The organism is Colwellia polaris, from assembly GCF_002104515.1.
GTDB classification, from domain to species: Bacteria; Pseudomonadota; Gammaproteobacteria; order Enterobacterales; family Alteromonadaceae; genus Cognaticolwellia; species Cognaticolwellia polaris.
Map to the genome: position 1 here is coordinate 245,683 of NZ_NBOE01000006.1, position 16,550 is coordinate 262,232.

Genomic DNA, 16,550 nt, shown 5'->3' on the forward strand with positions numbered 1-16,550 from the left:
TCTTCTTCTTTATATGTTTTGACAAGTGCTTTATGTAAAATTTTACTGGAATATTAACAATGAATAAAATAATTAAATTTAATGCGAATCGCGTTTGGCGTACTTATCAAGGCGGCATGCTACTTGATACGATTGAAGGTAAAGAGTCACCACAAGACACTAGTTTTCCTGAAGACTGGATAGGCTCAACTGTTGAAGCGCGTAACGTTGGCCGTGAACATATTTCAGAAGGTTTAGCTATGGTCGATAATGAAGAAGGGCAGTCAGTGCCATTTCGTGATTTATTACAAGAGAACCAAGCTTACTTCTTAGGGAGTCATGGTGATAATATGCGTACACTAGATGATATTCCGCTGGTTAAATATCTTGATAGTTCAACACGCCTTCATTTTCAAGCCCACCCAACACGAGAGTTTGCGCAAGAGCGATTAGGTATGCCACGCGGTAAAACTGAAGCTTATGTGATCCTTGAAACACGAGAAGATATCGCTGATCCCTATATATATGCAGGTTTTCAGCGTTCGCCAAGTCGCGAGCAATTAAAAACCTGGATAGAAACGCAAGATATAGCTTCAATAGAAAGTTGTTTTGATCGCATACCTGTTAAGCCAGGTGATGTGTTTTTATTACCTGGAGGACGTCCTCACGCATTAGGCGAGGGGATACTTATGCTAGAAATTATGGAGCCTTCTGATCTTGCTGTAAGGTTCGAATTTGAACGCTGTGGTTATGTTATACCAGAACAAGCAAGATTTATGGGCAGGGATATTGAAACCGCATTAGACGTCTTTAATTTCGAGCCCGTTCCGCCTGAAAAAATAGATGCAGAGTTTCGTTGCATACCTAAAGTGCTAATTTCAGACGAGCATGATAATAGTCTTGAAGAGCTTATAGGTGCTGAGGATACAACATGTTTTACTGTTAAACGTGCATCAGTTTCAAAAAGCTTTAAGCGCAATGAGCATGAATTTTTCTATGGTATTGTGACCGAGGGCTCAGGCACATTCATTATTAATGGTGAGGTCACCGAGCTTAAACGCTGGGATCGATTTTTCTGCCCTGCAGGCGTTTCCGAGTTCGAGTATCAAACGGATTCAGGTATGTCTGTTCTCGAATGTTACCCTGGAAATAGCTAAGCGTGGTCACTCAAATGTACTAGTGTATGTGCTATCCATTAGCGAATATTTATATTATTTTAATCGTTAATGGTTTTAAACAGCGGGTGTGTGTGATGTAAACTGAGGAGTAACATTGCTTTTCCTTTTTAGCTTTAGAGTCTCATTTTTTTATATAAGCAAGCGCCGCTAACAGCAAAGCATGTTGGTATTTCTAAATTAAATCTAATATTCAACTACCTAGATTCAGATTAAACTTTCAGCAGTATTAAACGGCCTGAAAATACTCGCTTTATCATTATCGATAACTTAAATATCTGTTTTACCAATAGTAAATAAAATTGGACTTACCAATGTGTAATGTGTAACATCCTTTAAACGGCTTAGGCTAGGCATGTAGTAATTTTAAATGCTTTTATTGGTCAGGCCTTTCTGGTTCTGTTGCAACAGTGGTAAGTAGCAATTTAATTTTAATTGGCTATTTAAGTGATTCATTTAATTGCTTACTCAGATTGCATAACCGTATATTTGCCAGCTTAAATTTACTTAAATCGTTCGAAGTTTTAGATAAAGTGTTAGTGCAACATTTATGGCATAGCTAGCTTTATAGCGAACTAAACTATTAACGTTAGACCTTACTTAAGTGTCTTGAATAAATACAAAATCATCATAAACGATGATGTGGAGATAATATAATGCGTGAAGCTTGGCGATGGTTTGGTCCTAATGATCCTGTGTCAATTAATGATGTCAGGCAAACTGGTGCTACAGATATTGTTAGCGCTTTGCATGCTATTCCAACTGGGGAAGTATGGCCGTTAGATCAAATTCAGGCCCATAAAGCGTTAGTTGAACAAGGTAATAATGAGCAATCTGAGCTAGTTTGGTCTGTTGTTGAAAGCATACCTGTGCATGAAGATATTAAGTTAGGTCGCGACAACAGTCAGCGCTACGTTGATGCTTGGATAGCTTCAATGGAAAACTTAGCTCAATGCGGTATTAAAACTATATGCTATAACTTTATGCCAGTTATCGACTGGACTCGCACTGATTTAAAGTTTCAACTGCCCAATGGTGGTTATGCACTAAGGTTTGATCAACAAAAATTTGCTGCCTTTGATTTATATATATTGAAGCGAGAAAATGCAGAAGCCGATTACTCAGCTGAAGAGTTAGAGCAAGCCAAAGCGGTTTACATGGCTATGTCTGAAGATGAAAAAACACTGTTAACTAATAATATTATTGCTGGTTTGCCAGGTAAAATGACAGACGCATACAACATCGATAATTTTAGAAGTATGTTGGCGAACTATAAAGATATTACAAAAGATATTTTAAGAAAAAATTTGTTTGCTTTTTTATCACAGGTGTTACCAAAAGCGGAGCTGTTAGGGGTTAAATTAGCCATACACCCTGATGATCCACCAAGAGATATGTTAGGCCTACCTCGCATAATTTGTACATCAGAAGATTTAGATATCTTATTCTCTGAGCTGCCAAGTCCTGCAAACGGAATCACCTTATGTGCCGGTACTTATGGGAGTCGTCCAGATAACAATCTTCCTGTAATGGCTAAGCAATATGGTGCGCGTATTCATTTTGCTCATTTGCGTGGCGTTAGTAGAGACAAAAATGAACAACGCTCGTTTTATGAAGCTGAGCATTTATCTAGCGACGTTGATATGGTGGGAATAATTTCAGCATTATTGAGTGAAGAAAAGTCACGTGCTGACAATAAAAATAGTGCGCCGATATTTATTAGACCTGATCATGGACATCAAATACTAGATGACATTAACAAACCCGGTAACCCAGGTTACTCGTGCATTGGTCGCTTAAAAGGCCTAGCCGAAATTAGAGGTGTTATTAAGGCACTTAGCCAAGTAAGTTAATAATAGTATTAGTGATATAAAAAACTGAAACTGAAACCAAAGCAATTTTGCTTTGGTTTTTTTGTATGTCGTACATAGAAAACTCGCTTGATTTGAATCTACTCATACCAAACTCAATGTCCAAGCAAAATTAGCTATAAAAGGTTTAATAAAATAAACACCTTTTATATAAATTGACAAAATCTCTCCACGATTATAAATCATGTACTGTAAACTACAGTAAAAAATACATTAGTAACTTTTTAAACTGAAATTGACAAAAGTTACTAATGTTAAATAAGTTCTTTTATATCAGTCAGATAAAAGTACCGGTTATTAAGATTTTTATTGATAAAAAAATAAATCAATAAAAAACTTGATACTGTACGACTATACAGTATACTTTGCTCAATTAAACGAATTAAGCACCTAAATTATTTTGGAGCAACAAATGAACGATAACAAAGAAAAAGCATTATCAGCTGCCTTAGGCCAAATCGAACGTCAATTTGGTAAAGGTTCAATTATGAAGTTAGGTGATAATCGCAGCATGGACGTTGAAACAATTTCAACGGGTTCATTAGGATTAGATATTGCACTAGGTGCTGGTGGTTTACCGCTTGGACGTGTTGTTGAAATTTACGGCCCAGAATCAAGTGGTAAAACAACATTAACACTTGAAGTTATTGCTGAAGCACAACGTAATGGAAAAATTTGTGCCTTTGTTGATGCTGAGCATGCACTTGACCCAATTTATGCTGAAAAGTTAGGTGTTAATATTAACGAGTTATTAGTGTCTCAACCTGATACGGGTGAGCAAGCGCTTGAAATTTGTGACATGTTAACGCGCTCTGGTGCAATTGATATTATCGTAGTTGACTCGGTAGCTGCTTTAACACCAAAAGCTGAGATTGAAGGCGACATGGGTGATTCACACATGGGCTTGCAAGCGCGTATGCTTTCACAAGCTATGCGTAAACTTACCGGTAATTTGAAACAGTCAAATACCATGATTATCTTCATTAACCAAATTCGTATGAAAATTGGTGTTATGTTTGGCAGCCCTGAAACAACAACAGGTGGTAATGCATTAAAATTCTATGCTTCAGTTCGTTTAGACATTCGCCGTATAGGTGCTGTTAAAAATGGTGACGAAATCGTTGGTAATGAAACACGTGTTAAAGTAGTTAAAAACAAAATTGCACCACCGTTTAAGCAAGTTGAATTTCAAATTTTATACGGTGAAGGTATTAACAGCTTAGGTGAATTAGTAGACCTAGGTGTTAAAAACGAAATGGTTGAAAAAGCCGGTGCTTGGTACAGCTATAAAGGTGATAAAATTGGTCAAGGTAAAGCAAATGCAGCCAAATACCTGAAAGAAAACCCTGAAGTAGCGAAAGAAATTGATACTCGCTTGCGTGAGTTATTATTACCAAAAACACAGCCTGTAGAGGCTGATGAAAAAGCTGCCGCTGTAGCAAAATAAACGTTAAGTTCTGTTAGAGAAAAAGCCACTATATAAGTGGCTTTTTTTGTTCTTAAGTTGTAGTGATTCTTACATGAGTCAAGAACAGGTGGCGCTTATTACACATAGATATCTATATAGAAATTTAATAAATATACATGCCTCAAAAAGTTTATACAGAGTAATGGCTGAGCAAATAACCAGGCGCATAGTTGGCAAGTCTTACAGGTTATTAGCTAGCCTGTAATGTTGTAATCTATGATCAATTGTAAGGTTTATTAAAAATAATTTTAACGGTAAGTCGAATAACTAACTTAGAAATATCTGATAATAAAACTTATCACTATATTACCAATAATGAATCTACTTTCTAAATTACATTACACAAACGCGATGTAATATCTCACCATGTAGATATATTTCTTAGAAGGTTTTGATGATATAACTCAATAAAAAAAAGGCTTCGCCGTGGATTTTCCTTGTTTTTTATCTGCTAAGTTTATACAAAAAAGTACATTCTTTAATTGATGCCGATGATCTTTCAAACCAATTACTAAGAACAGAATAAGATGTGATTATTACCAATACTCAATAATTGGTTGACACCCAATGTGCCTTTGGTTAGTATCTGGTTATTACTTATTGTTTCGAATATAACTTAACAATAAGCTTGTATAAATACTGTGTGAATATAAGTGTTTATACCAATATTATTAATGAGTTGCATTTGAAGCTAGTCTATATTTTTACGAAAGACTGACTTAAGGCTTAATAGAATTAGCCAGATTTACTCAAAACTAGCATGCCGCCTAAATTAAGGTGAGTAATGTTTGTTCTTAGATAAATAAACACTAATATTTTTAGGAGTTAGATATGACAAAACCTACTATAGGTTTCATTGGCCTTGGTCTTATGGGCGGCAACATGGTTGAAAACCTTCAAACTCGTGGTTTTCAAGTAAATGTAATGGATCTTAACCAAGATGCTGTTGCAAAAGTTATAGCTCGTGGTAATGCTACTGAAGTTAAATCAGGCAAAGAGTTAGCAGAGAAAAGTGATATCGTAATGCTTGCACTAACAACTTCTAAAGTAGTTGAATTAGTTGTTTATGCTGAAGATGGTATTTTAGCAGGTATGAGCGAAGGTAAAACATTAATTGATTTTGGTACTTCTATTCCTGATTCAACACGTAAAATTGGTGCTGATCTTGCGAAGAAAGGTGCTGGCATGATTGATGCTCCACTAGGTCGTACTCCTGCACATGCTAAAGATGGTTTACTTAACATTATGGCTGCTGGTAACGAAGAAACTTTTAACAAAGTTAAGCCAGTATTAGATCAACAAGGCGAAAATGTATTTTACCTTGGCGCTTTAGGTGCGGGTCATACAACTAAGTTAATTAATAACTTCATTGGTATGACTACAGTTACTGCAATGTCACAAGCGTTTGCAGTAGCTAAAGCTGCAGGCGTAGATGGGCAACAATTATTTGACATTATGTCAGCTGGACCATCTAATTCACCATTTATGCAGTTTACCAAGTTTTATGCTGTAGACGGTGAAGAAAAATTAGGTTTCTCTGTTGCTAATGCAAACAAAGATCTTGGCTACTTTAATCAAATGGTTTCAGATTTAGGTGGTGAGTCTTTAATTGCTCAAGGTACTTCTGCTAATTTACAAGCTGCTGTTGATGCTGGTCTTGGCCAAAATGATGTGCCAGTTATATTTGATTACTTCAATACTAAATTAGCTAAGTAATTAGCAATAATTTAATAGCAAAATCCATAAGCCGACTTTTGCTATTATTGAAATTCAAATTGAAATTTAAAACCAAAGATCTGTCATAGAGTCTTTGGTTTTTTATAATTGGAATAAGTATCTTTAAAAACCATTTTTAAATTACTTTTTATTATTCCAAATCAGCTAATTAATTGCTCATCTTTAATTAGTCATGCTAATTCAATTCTTTGTTATGTTTAATCCTTCGTTATATTTAACCTGAACTCTGGATAAGCAGCACTTGCTCAATGTTCCCTTTTAATCCATTTTCTGCGTTAAAACGTCGATAAATAGCGCGCTATTCATAAACGCTTTGCCTTGGAAATGGCATAAAATGAAGCATTGATGATATCTATTCGTGATGTTCACCTGGCTATAGCATTTACTTTATTACCTAAGCTTTTGGTTTACTTGAGTTTCAAGCACTCATTATCCAGAGTTCAGGTTATTTAACTCCAATAGTCTTCGGTTGCTCAACAACAAATATCGGTATGGTTCTATTGGCTTACATCCCTGTAAAGGTTAATTATTTTTTTGAAACCTGAACAGTAATCTATATTAAATGAAGAAAAATTTAATCCATTCCTAGATGACAGTAATTGAGGAGCTGAACTTTGCTAAGCAGGTGCAGGAATTGCCATTAATTTAAAAACAAAAGGCCTCTTATAAAGAGGCCTTTTGTTTTTAAAACTTGGTTAAGTACTAGCTAGAGTTCGCCAGAGCTCGGGATTGAATAAAGCCCTCGTTTTTCACTATTCTTCTGTTTTATTTCTTCTAAGGCTCTTAATTCGACAGCATCAAATAAGGCATTAATTAAGCGGTTAAAGTGACCATGCATAGCAAACCTTGCTTGGGTTGAATCACCAGATTTAAGTGCTTGATAGATTGCAGTATGTTCAGCTAAAGTTCTTGAGTTATCTTTGCTACATACACTGTCATAGTCTTTAATTATTTCAGGTGTTGAAGAACGTAACTTCCAAAGATTTTGTACAGAAAGTATCATTGCGCTATTGCGAGTCGCATTAGCAATAATTTGGTGGAACTCTTTATCAGCCGCCGCAATAAATTGCCCTTGTTCCATATCAACTAAGGTCTGGTGTAATCGAGCTAATTCGTCTTCAGTAATGGTAGTTGCGGCAATTGCAGCTACTTCGCCTTCAATTAAAGCACGTGCTTGAGTTACTTCAAATGCATTGACTTGCTTGTGCGACCCAGCAAGTTGATTGGCCGGCTTTAAAACATAAACCCCTGAGCCAGTTTTTACCTCAATTTTTTCACGCACTTCTAAAGCAATAATTGCTTCACGAATAGTTGGTCTACTTACTTTAAATGTTTCTGCTAATTCTCTTTCTGGTGGTAAGCGACTTCCTGGAGAGTAAACTCCAGAATCTATTAATGCTTCAATTTTATCTACAATACCCCAAAACAGCCTGCGGTTGCTGCCCATATTATTTTCCTTAGCTAACTTATATTAAAGTAAAAACATCAATTACTAATGATATCGTTTTCACTGGCTTATGGCAAAGCTATTAGGCTTTTACCTATCAGTTATATACCTGTTATATACCATTTTGGTCTAGAGGTAAATAGAATTTAGGTAAGCTCTCTTTGCATATAATGAAACTTTTATTATTACCAATTGTTTATTGTTTGGTAATGTTATTTGGTTGACAATTGGTGTTGGTATCAGTTAAATTGGATTGAAGGTAATTTATAAATATTTCACGAGCTAACTTTTGCATTATAAAACGAGCTGTTTGGCCCAATTATAGTGAATGTGAGAAGTTATTTAGTTTAGGAAGGCTCAATTCAATCAATATAAATATGTTGACGTTATTATATTTTTATTAATAAAACGCCAAATTTTAAACTTTAATTTTATAGGTCATTTTATGCAACAAACAAAATTATCAGCTAACTTAGTAGGTTGTTTCACCTTAACGCTATGTTTAGCGCTAACAGCAAACCCGCTAGTAGCTAAAGAGTGGTTGGTTGATGGCCAAGCGGCTTATAAAAAGGCGATGAAAGCAGTTAAAGCGGGTGACAATATTGTCTTAGCAAATGGTACTTATAATAACTTTGAAATTTTGTTTGAAGGCACTGGCACAAAAGATAAACCCATTACCTTAGAAGCTGAAACCAAAGGTCAGGTTTTTCTTACCGGGCAATCTAACTTGCGTCTAGCAGGTAAGCACTTAGTTGTTTCAGGCCTAGTATTTAAAGATGGTTATACGCCAAGCAGCGCTGTTGTTTCTTTTAGAAGTAATAAAGACAATTTAGCTTTTCATTCACGTGTAACTGAAGTTGTTATTGATAATTTCAGTAATCCAGATAAGCGTGAGTCTGATTATTGGGTTGCAATCTATGGCCAATATAATCGTTTAGATCATAACTACCTTTCTGGTAAACGTAATAAAGGTGTCACTGTAGCTGTTCGCCTTAATACAGAAGAGAGTCAAGAGAATCATCATAAAATAGACCATAACTATTTTGGTCCACGCCCAATCTTAGGCTCTAATGGTGGTGAAACACTGCGTATTGGCACTAGCCATTACTCTTTATCAAATTCTTTTACTGTTGTTGAAAATAATTACTTTGATCGTTGTGACGGTGAAGTTGAAATTATTTCAGTTAAGTCGGGGAAAAATGAAATTCGTAACAATGTTTTCTTTGAGTCACGAGGCACACTTACCATGCGCCATGGTAATGGTAACTTAATTGAAGAAAATGTATTTATTGGTAATGGTGTTGATCATACCGGCGGTATTCGAGTCATTAATAAAGATCAAATTATTCGTAATAACTACTTAGAAGGTTTAACAGGTTATCGTTTTGGTAGCGGCTTTACCGTAATGAACGGTGTGCCTAACTCATCGATTAATCGTTATCATCAAGTTGAAAACGCATTAATTGAAAATAATACTTTAGTCAATGTAAAGCATATTCAGCTTGCAGCGGGTAGTGATGCAGAAAGAAGTGCAGTACCTATTAACTCAACGATAAAAAATAATTTAATTATTAATGAAGATGGCAACCAGCCATTTACTTTGTTTGATGATGTTAGCGGCATAAAGTTTAAAGGCAATGTGGCTAATACCGTTGCGTTAACGTCTCTTGCATCGGGTATTGAAAAGCGCAGTGTTGAACTTAAAAGAGCGGAGAATGGTTTACTTTATCCAACATCTTCTAAATTTGCTGATAAAGGCGCTAAAAAAGGTTTAACGCCAACATTGAAATCAGCTACAGGTCCTAGCTGGTACCCAAAAGTTGACAGTTTAATTGCTTTTGAATCAGGTAAAACTGTTCATGTTAACGCGGAAGATGATGCATTATTCGACGCGGTAGCTGCAGCAAGTAATGGTGATGTACTTATATTGGCTGATGGCGAGTATGAAGCCAGAAAAATGGTCGATATTAACAAAACGCTTACGATTAAAGCACAGCATAAAGGTAAAGCTGTGATTAGTTTTCAACGTTCTACATTGTTTCAAGTTTCTGATGGCGGTAGCTTAACACTTGATGGTTTAACTATCACAGGTAAAAGTAGCCCTGATGCAGCTGGAAATACATTAGTACGAACTCAAAAGTGGGGCATGGTTGATAATTATCGTTTTGTTATGCGTAACAGTTCGGTAAGTGCACTTGATATTAATCACTCTTTTCATTTCTTTGATGCTGGTAATGGTTCGTTTGCTGACTATATTGAATTAACAGGGAATACTTTTACCAATATTACCGGTGATTTCTTACGCTTAAATAAAGAAATTGAAGACTTAGGTATTTATAACGCTGAATATGTCACGCTTAAAAACAATACTTTTAATAATGTGCAGGGCACTTTAGTTAATTTATATCGTGGTGGAACTGATGAAAGTACCTTTGGACCACATTTAGCAATGTTTGAAAATAAAATTAATAATAGTAGTAATGGTAAGCGTAACAAAACATCGTCAAGTCTTTATTTGCATGGTGTACAGGTTACCAATGTTGAAAATAATACGTTTAACAACACGGCTGATATTGTTATAGAGCATACTGTAGGCGAGCCGATCACGGAAGTTACAAACAATGTTTTAAAGAAAACAGCATCACCTAGCGTAAAAGAGTTACATGCTAAAGGCCCGCACACTGCTGTGCTATCAAATAATAAACAATCGGATTAATAGCCGCTATGAAATTTTTTAATCAAATGTCACTTTCTTTATCTAGATTATCTAGCTTAAATAATAGCTTATTAGCTTTAGCCATAATGGTAATGGCTTTATTGGTAACTACTAGCACTTTAGCTAGAACTAGCCCTAACTTGGTTATTACACCGGCAGACGTTAAAGACATGCGTGGTGCAATTGAACAAGATGGGCAATTTACTGAAGCTTTTGTTGCACGCAAGGCATCTGTTGATAAACAAATAGCACAAATCATTACCGTGCCTTTACCTAAAGACGGTGGCGGTGGTTATACACATGAACGTCATAAGAAAAACTATAAATTAATGTATGACGCTGGTGTTGTTTATCAGATAACGCAAGATGATAAATATGCTAGTTATGTTCGCGATATGTTACTGGAGTACGCCAACCTTTATCCAACACTACCGTTGCACCCGCAAAGAAAAATGGGCAAGCAAAACCCAGGGAAATTATTTTGGCAAAGTTTAAATGAGGCTGTTTGGTTAGTTTATACCAGCCAAGCTTACGATTTAATTTTAAGTTCTTTGTCTAGTGCAGAGAAAACAAAAATTGAAAACGGCTTATTTCGCCCAGTCGTTAAGTTTTTATCGGTGGAGTCACCTGAAACATTTAACAAAGTACATAATCATGGCACTTGGACAACAGCCGCTGTTGGTATGACTGGCTATGTTTTAGGCGAGCAAGAGTGGGTTGAACAAGCGCTTTATGGTTTAGACAAGTCAGGCACAGGTGGCTTTTTAAGACAACTTGATGAATTATTCTCGCCACAAGGTTATTACAACGAAGGTCCTTATTATCAACGTTATGCGTTAATGCCTTTTGTAACATTTGCTAAAGCCATTCATTCAAATCAACCTGAGCGTAAAATATTTGAGTATCGTGATGGCATTGTATTAAAGGCAATTGATACCACAATACAGCTAAGTTACAACATGCTTTTCTTCCCAATTAACGATGCGATAAAGAGTAAAGGTATTGATACCATTGAGTTAGTTAATGGTGTCACTATTGCTTACGGATTGACTCAAGATTCATCGTTACTTGATATTGCACGCCAACAAGACCAAGTTATTTTAACGGGTGATGGTTTAAAAGTAGCAAATGCGTTAGATAAAAACTTAGATACACCTTATAAGTTTAAGTCAGTAGCTTTTGGTGATGGTAACGACGGCAAACAAGGTGCGCTTGTTGTTATGCGTCAAAACGTTGGTGGCGAGCAAGCTGTGTTGTTCAAACCTGCGGCGCAAGGTTTAGGCCATGGTCATTTTGATAAGCTAACTTGGCAATTTTACGATAAAGGTGCAGAAGTAGTTTCAGACTATGGCGCTGCTCGTTTCTTAAATGTTGAAGCAAAGTTTGGCGGTAGATACTTACCAGAGAATGACACTTGGGCGAAACAAACAGTTGCACATAACACTGTGGTTGTTGATGAGAAAACGCACTTTAATGCGAACGTTAAAAAAGGTAATGCTAATCATCCTGAGCTAGTGTTTTTTGCAAAAAATGACAATGTTACTATCAGTTCAGCGCACATTGACAGTGTTTATGATGGCGTATCTTTAAAACGAACAATGGCACTAATAAACTTGCCTATGCTAAACAGCAAAGATCCTGAACAGTCTTTAGTTGTTGATGTATTCGAGGTTAATTCTAATGAAGCGCATCAATACGATTTACCTGTGCACTATAAAGGTCATCTTATCAGTACAAATTTTGAGTTAGCAACCAACTTAACCAGCTTACCAGTGCTTGGCACAGAGAATGGTTATCAACATTTATGGTTAAAAGCGCAAGCTCAACCAAAGGCAGGTTTATCACAAATTACATGGTTAAATGACAATGGTAGGTTTTATACAAATTCATCAATGATGGATGGCGATGCTTCAATTATATTTACTCAAATTGGCGCGAATGATCCATTGTTTAATTTACGTAATGAAAATGCTTTTATTAATCGTAAAGAAAAAGCTAAAAATCATACCTTTGTTAGCGTATTAGAGCCACATGGCGAATATAACCCATCAAAAGAATTTACCTTATCAGCGGTAAGTAAAGTACAACAGTTAACACACACAAAAATTAATAATATAGATTTAGTAGAAATTATTTTAAGTGGCAATAAGCATTATCTATTAGCGTTTAATGCCGCAAATAAAATCAAAAATAATCAACTAAACACATTTTCGTTTAATGGCTCTAAATATCAATTTGATGGCCGTTTTAAATTGTTCAATATTAAAGAGTAGGGGTCAGCTATGAGTCAGAGTGCACATTTTACATTAGGTAATGAAGCAGAAATTGAAGACATAGGCGGTGGTTTAAAACGTCAAATGTTAGGTTACAACCATGAGCTTATGGCAGTAAAAATTTGGTTTGCTGAGGGGGCTATTGGTTATAACCATGCACATAGACATTCTCAAGTAACTTATGTGGTTGAAGGTGAATTTCACTTTAATATTGATGGCGTAACGCAAATATTAAAGCCAGGCGATAGTTGTTTTATACCGCCACACGCTGACCACGGTGCTACATGCCCAACGGGCGGTATTTTAATAGATACTTTCAGCCCTGCACGCAAAGACTTTGTTGAAGAAGGGGCATTTGACCATATTCATAATAAGGAAACTAGCGCATGAAAATGAAAAATTTACGTTGGTGGGTTATTGCGCTTATTGCGTTAGCAACTGTGATTAACTACATCGATCGCTCAGCACTTAGTGTTCTTTGGCCTGATATTGTAGAAGATTTGTTTCCGGATGAGTCGGCTTTAGAGCGTAAGCAAATATATGCCAATATTTCTATCGTCTTCATCTTGTCGTATGCTTTTGGTCAAGCGATATTTGGTAAAATATTTGACTGGGTAGGTACACGTTTAGGCTTTGTGTTATCTATCGGTGTTTGGTCATTAGCAACCGCTGCTCATGCCTTTGCACAAGGCGCACTTAGCTTTAGTATTTTTCGTGCAATTTTAGGTGTTGCAGAGGCTGGTAACTGGCCGGGCGCAGCTAAAAGTAATGCTGATTGGTTCCCAACTAAAGAGCGTGCTTTAGCGCAAGGTATTTTTAATTCAGGTGCTGCTATTGGCGGTATTATTGCCATACCATTAATTGCCTATTTAACGGTTTATTTTAGCTGGCAAATGGTGTTTATCGTTATTGGCTTAGTGGGTTTACTATGGTTGATTCCTTGGATAATACTGGTAAAAGCGCCACCTAAATCTCATCCTTGGATCACTGATGAAGAACGCGAATATATTTTAACAGGTCAACGAAATACGGATGCAGACTGTACTTTAGATGACAAAGAATATAACCCTTCTACTAAAGAATTACTGTCTCGTAAAGAAAGCTGGGGCGTAATTATTGCTTCTGCTGCGATTGACCCTATTTGGTGGTTATTTGTATTTTGGATCCCTATTTACTTGAACGAAGTTTATGCTATGGATGTTAAGTCTATTGGTATTTACGGTTGGGTTCCTTATGTTGGCGCTATGTTTGGTGCTTGGTTTGGTGGCTTACTTGCTCAAAATCGTATTAAAGCGGGTTGGAACACAGATAAAACACGTAAGCTTACTATAACGTTAGGCTGTTTAATTATGTTACCGGCACTATTAGCTATGGCTGATCCTGGTGGACCAACTACTGCAGTAATGATAATGGCGGTTATCTTGTTTGGTTTCCAAACCGCTATCGGTAATGTACAAACTTTACCAAGTGATTTATTTGGCAAAAAAGCGGTTGGTACTTTAGCTGGGCTCTCTGGTATGGCTGCTAAACTTGGTGCTTTAGGTTTAACGGCGTTAGTGCCTATTTTGACCGCGGACGGAAACTACACTCCAGCATTTGTTATTGGCGCTTCGCTAGCTGTAATTGCCATTGCTGCTGTTTGGATATTCATTCCGAAAGTAGAACCATTAAAAGCTAAAATTAAAAATTAAATATTAAACGTTAAAGCATAAATTCTCGGGAACTGATTTCGAGAATTTTATTTTATTTAAGTCAGTTATTAAGGTTTGTAAATGAAAAACATTTTTTTATTCGGTGAATGTATGATTGAGCTGATGGCCGCGTCGAAAGACCAGCCAGCTAATACAATGAAACAATCGTTTGCTGGAGATGTTTTTAACACGGCCGTTTATTTGAAACGTACGTTTTCTGAACAAAAAGTGCACTTGGTCACGGCTGTTGGTCAAGACAAATTTAGCGTAGATATGATCGAATACTTTAAAAGTGAAAACATTGGAACTGATTTTGTTTATCAATCTGAGACTAAAATTCCAGGTTTATATTCAATTCAGCTTGATGACCAAGGTGAGCGAAGTTTTACTTACTGGCGTGAAAACTCTGCTGCTAGGCAAGTTATGCAACATATAACAGACGAAGCCATTAGTCGATTATCTATAGGCGATATGTTTTTCTTTTCAGGTATTTCTTTAGCTGTGATTGAACCTTCAGCAAGAGCAGGCTTCTGGAACTTAATCGACAGATTAAAGGCGGCTGGCGTAAAAATAGTTTTTGATCCTAATTACCGACCTCGATTGTGGAGTAGTCCTAAAGAAGCTCAAGATCAATTTGAGCTTGCTTTAGAAAAGTCTGATTTATCGCTCCCTGGTGTTGATGATTTTGAGCAGCTATTTGGCATGAAAACAGCAGAAGAAGTAAATAACTACTGTCAACAATTTGCTTTAAATGAGTTAATCATCAAAAACGGTGAGCAAGGTATTTTAGTTGTGTTAAATGGCGACATTACACATTTTGAAATTACTCCAGTTGAAAATGTTGTTGATACTACATCTGCTGGTGATTCATTTAATGGTGTTTACTTAGGTGCGCGTCTTGAAGGGCATTCGGTCGTTGATTCAATTGCTTTAGCCTCAAAAGCAGCAGGCTTTGTTATACAGCACAAAGGTGCCATTGTAGACAAAACAGCTTACCAACAGTTTATGGCATCTTAATTATTAATGCCTAGTATCTATTCGCTTAGTTTATTTATTTTATAAAATTGTTCAAAAGGAACACTCATGACATTATTCTCTACCTTAATGGGCCAGCAAAAGTTACTTCCTATTATTCAGGCAGACACCGTTACTCAAGGGGTAGAAATAGCAAAGGCTATGTCTGCTGCAGGGATTGACTTAGTAGAAGTTGTATTAAGAACAGAAGCATCACTAGATGTTATTAAAGCAATTAAAAAAGAACTTCCTTCATTAAAAGTTGGTGCGGGCACCATTATAAATGCAGATATTTTGCAACAAGCAATAGATGCTGGCAGCGATTTTATAATTACACCCGCTATTTCACCAAGCTTATTAACACACTTAGCTAATTGCAAAGTTCCAGTAGTACCAGGCGTATCTAACACGGCTGACATTTTGTTAGCTATAGAGTTTGGTTATAGTGAAGTAAAACTGTTTCCTGCTTCATTATCTGGTGGCGCTCCTTTTCTAAAAGCTATGGGTTCAGTGTTTAAGGGGATTTCTTTTTGTCCTACCGGTGGTGTTAATCAAGACAATCAACATGAGTTTTTAGCATTAAATAATGTTTTTGCTGTGGGTGGAACATGGGTCGCGAATCCAGAATGGGTTGCTAATGCGCAGTGGTCTAAAATTACAGATGCCTGTAAGGCGGCGTTAAACAGTTAATCAATTCAACTTTTAATAATAAAAAGCCGGTGTTGCCTGTAATGGGTCACCGGCTTTTTTGTTATTTTTTAATGCTTGAGATTTAGAGGCTGACTATTAATATAATTACTTGTTTACCTTAAATTTAATTACTAATGTCAAAACAAACTTCTTTCATTCTATTTCAAATTCTACGTTATTAATCAGTATTTAGAATAATTATGCAAGTTTAGGCGAATAATATTAGTAGGGTAGAATGTGCGTACAGTACTGATTATCTTAAATTTAGATATTATTTAATTGCTTTTTTACGGTTTATAAGTTTGAATAAAGTAATATTAGTCTTCTCATAAGGATGGTCGAGTGAAGATCGTTTTATTAATTAACCTGAATTCTGGATAAGAATGGAACTATTTGCCCACCTAGCGATCAGATCTTTCGACTAAAAACGATTTGAAAGCAAACAAGGTGGGCAAGTGGATAAACTAATAGATATTTTTTGTGATGTCG

At 36.2% G+C, this 16,550-nt stretch carries 11 protein-coding genes; 10 read left to right on the top strand and 1 reads right to left on the bottom strand.

Annotated elements, in window-relative coordinates; genetic code table 11:
- Nucleotides 1-59 precede the first annotated feature (59 nt).
- The 4 genes from B6A32_RS11915 (at nucleotide 60) to B6A32_RS11930 (ending at nucleotide 6,209) form a co-directional block, all read left to right on the top strand.
- Nucleotides 60-1,136, top strand: coding sequence for a class I mannose-6-phosphate isomerase (locus tag B6A32_RS11915; protein WP_085304295.1), 1,077 nt, complete (start codon nucleotides 60-62; stop codon nucleotides 1,134-1,136).
- Nucleotides 1,137-1,810: 674 nt separating this feature from the next.
- Nucleotides 1,811-3,007 (top strand): mannonate dehydratase, encoded by a 1,197-nt coding sequence (gene uxuA / locus B6A32_RS11920; RefSeq protein ID WP_085304297.1) that lies wholly within the window; start codon nucleotides 1,811-1,813, stop codon nucleotides 3,005-3,007.
- A 430-nt stretch (nucleotides 3,008-3,437) separates the two neighbouring features.
- Nucleotides 3,438-4,472, top strand: a complete 1,035-nt coding sequence (gene recA, locus B6A32_RS11925; protein ID WP_085304299.1) for a recombinase RecA — start codon at nucleotides 3,438-3,440, stop codon at nucleotides 4,470-4,472.
- Between the two features lie 852 nt (nucleotides 4,473-5,324).
- Entirely contained in the window at nucleotides 5,325-6,209 is an 885-nt protein-coding gene (locus B6A32_RS11930; protein WP_085304301.1) for an NAD(P)-dependent oxidoreductase, read from the top strand.
- A 727-nt stretch (nucleotides 6,210-6,936) separates the two neighbouring features.
- Here B6A32_RS11930 and B6A32_RS11935 read toward each other — a convergent pair.
- Entirely contained in the window at nucleotides 6,937-7,677 is a 741-nt protein-coding gene (locus tag B6A32_RS11935) for a FadR/GntR family transcriptional regulator (protein WP_085304303.1), read from the bottom strand.
- A gap of 445 nt (nucleotides 7,678-8,122) precedes the next feature.
- Here B6A32_RS11935 and B6A32_RS11940 point away from each other — a divergent pair, with 445 nt between their 5' ends.
- The 6 genes from B6A32_RS11940 (at nucleotide 8,123) to eda (ending at nucleotide 16,061) form a co-directional block, all read left to right on the top strand.
- Nucleotides 8,123-10,393, top strand: coding sequence for a polysaccharide lyase 6 family protein (locus tag B6A32_RS11940; RefSeq protein WP_085304305.1), 2,271 nt, complete (start codon nucleotides 8,123-8,125; stop codon nucleotides 10,391-10,393).
- An 86-nt stretch (nucleotides 10,394-10,479) separates the two neighbouring features.
- Nucleotides 10,480-12,666 (top strand): heparinase II/III domain-containing protein, encoded by a 2,187-nt coding sequence (locus tag B6A32_RS11945; RefSeq protein ID WP_233131408.1) that lies wholly within the window; start codon nucleotides 10,480-10,482, stop codon nucleotides 12,664-12,666.
- Between the two features lie 9 nt (nucleotides 12,667-12,675).
- On the top strand, nucleotides 12,676-13,056 hold the full coding sequence (locus B6A32_RS11950; protein WP_085304309.1) for a cupin domain-containing protein: 381 nt from the start codon (nucleotides 12,676-12,678) through the stop codon (nucleotides 13,054-13,056).
- Nucleotides 13,053-14,357 (top strand): MFS transporter, encoded by a 1,305-nt coding sequence (locus tag B6A32_RS11955; RefSeq protein ID WP_085304311.1) that lies wholly within the window; start codon nucleotides 13,053-13,055, stop codon nucleotides 14,355-14,357. The genes B6A32_RS11950 and B6A32_RS11955 overlap by 4 nt, the downstream gene beginning before the upstream one ends.
- Before the next feature lie 81 nt (nucleotides 14,358-14,438).
- Nucleotides 14,439-15,374, top strand: a complete 936-nt coding sequence (locus B6A32_RS11960) for a sugar kinase (protein ID WP_085304313.1) — start codon at nucleotides 14,439-14,441, stop codon at nucleotides 15,372-15,374.
- Between the two features lie 66 nt (nucleotides 15,375-15,440).
- Nucleotides 15,441-16,061, top strand: coding sequence for a bifunctional 4-hydroxy-2-oxoglutarate aldolase/2-dehydro-3-deoxy-phosphogluconate aldolase (gene eda / locus B6A32_RS11965; protein ID WP_085304315.1), 621 nt, complete (start codon nucleotides 15,441-15,443; stop codon nucleotides 16,059-16,061).
- Nucleotides 16,062-16,550: the final 489 nt, after the last annotated feature.

Coding starts and splice junctions, on each gene's coding strand:
- B6A32_RS11960 (WP_085304313.1), top strand. CDS start 14,439: ATGAAAAACATTTTTTTATTCGGTGAATGTATGATTGAGCTGATGGCC.
- B6A32_RS11945 (WP_233131408.1), top strand. CDS start 10,480: ATGGTAATGGCTTTATTGGTAACTACTAGCACTTTAGCTAGAACTAGC.
- B6A32_RS11915 (WP_085304295.1), top strand. CDS start 60: ATGAATAAAATAATTAAATTTAATGCGAATCGCGTTTGGCGTACTTAT.
- eda (WP_085304315.1), top strand. CDS start 15,441: ATGACATTATTCTCTACCTTAATGGGCCAGCAAAAGTTACTTCCTATT.
- B6A32_RS11940 (WP_085304305.1), top strand. CDS start 8,123: ATGCAACAAACAAAATTATCAGCTAACTTAGTAGGTTGTTTCACCTTA.
- B6A32_RS11955 (WP_085304311.1), top strand. CDS start 13,053: ATGAAAATGAAAAATTTACGTTGGTGGGTTATTGCGCTTATTGCGTTA.
- B6A32_RS11930 (WP_085304301.1), top strand. CDS start 5,325: ATGACAAAACCTACTATAGGTTTCATTGGCCTTGGTCTTATGGGCGGC.
- recA (WP_085304299.1), top strand. CDS start 3,438: ATGAACGATAACAAAGAAAAAGCATTATCAGCTGCCTTAGGCCAAATC.
- B6A32_RS11950 (WP_085304309.1), top strand. CDS start 12,676: ATGAGTCAGAGTGCACATTTTACATTAGGTAATGAAGCAGAAATTGAA.
- B6A32_RS11935 (WP_085304303.1), bottom strand. CDS start 7,677: ATGGGCAGCAACCGCAGGCTGTTTTGGGGTATTGTAGATAAAATTGAA.
- uxuA (WP_085304297.1), top strand. CDS start 1,811: ATGCGTGAAGCTTGGCGATGGTTTGGTCCTAATGATCCTGTGTCAATT.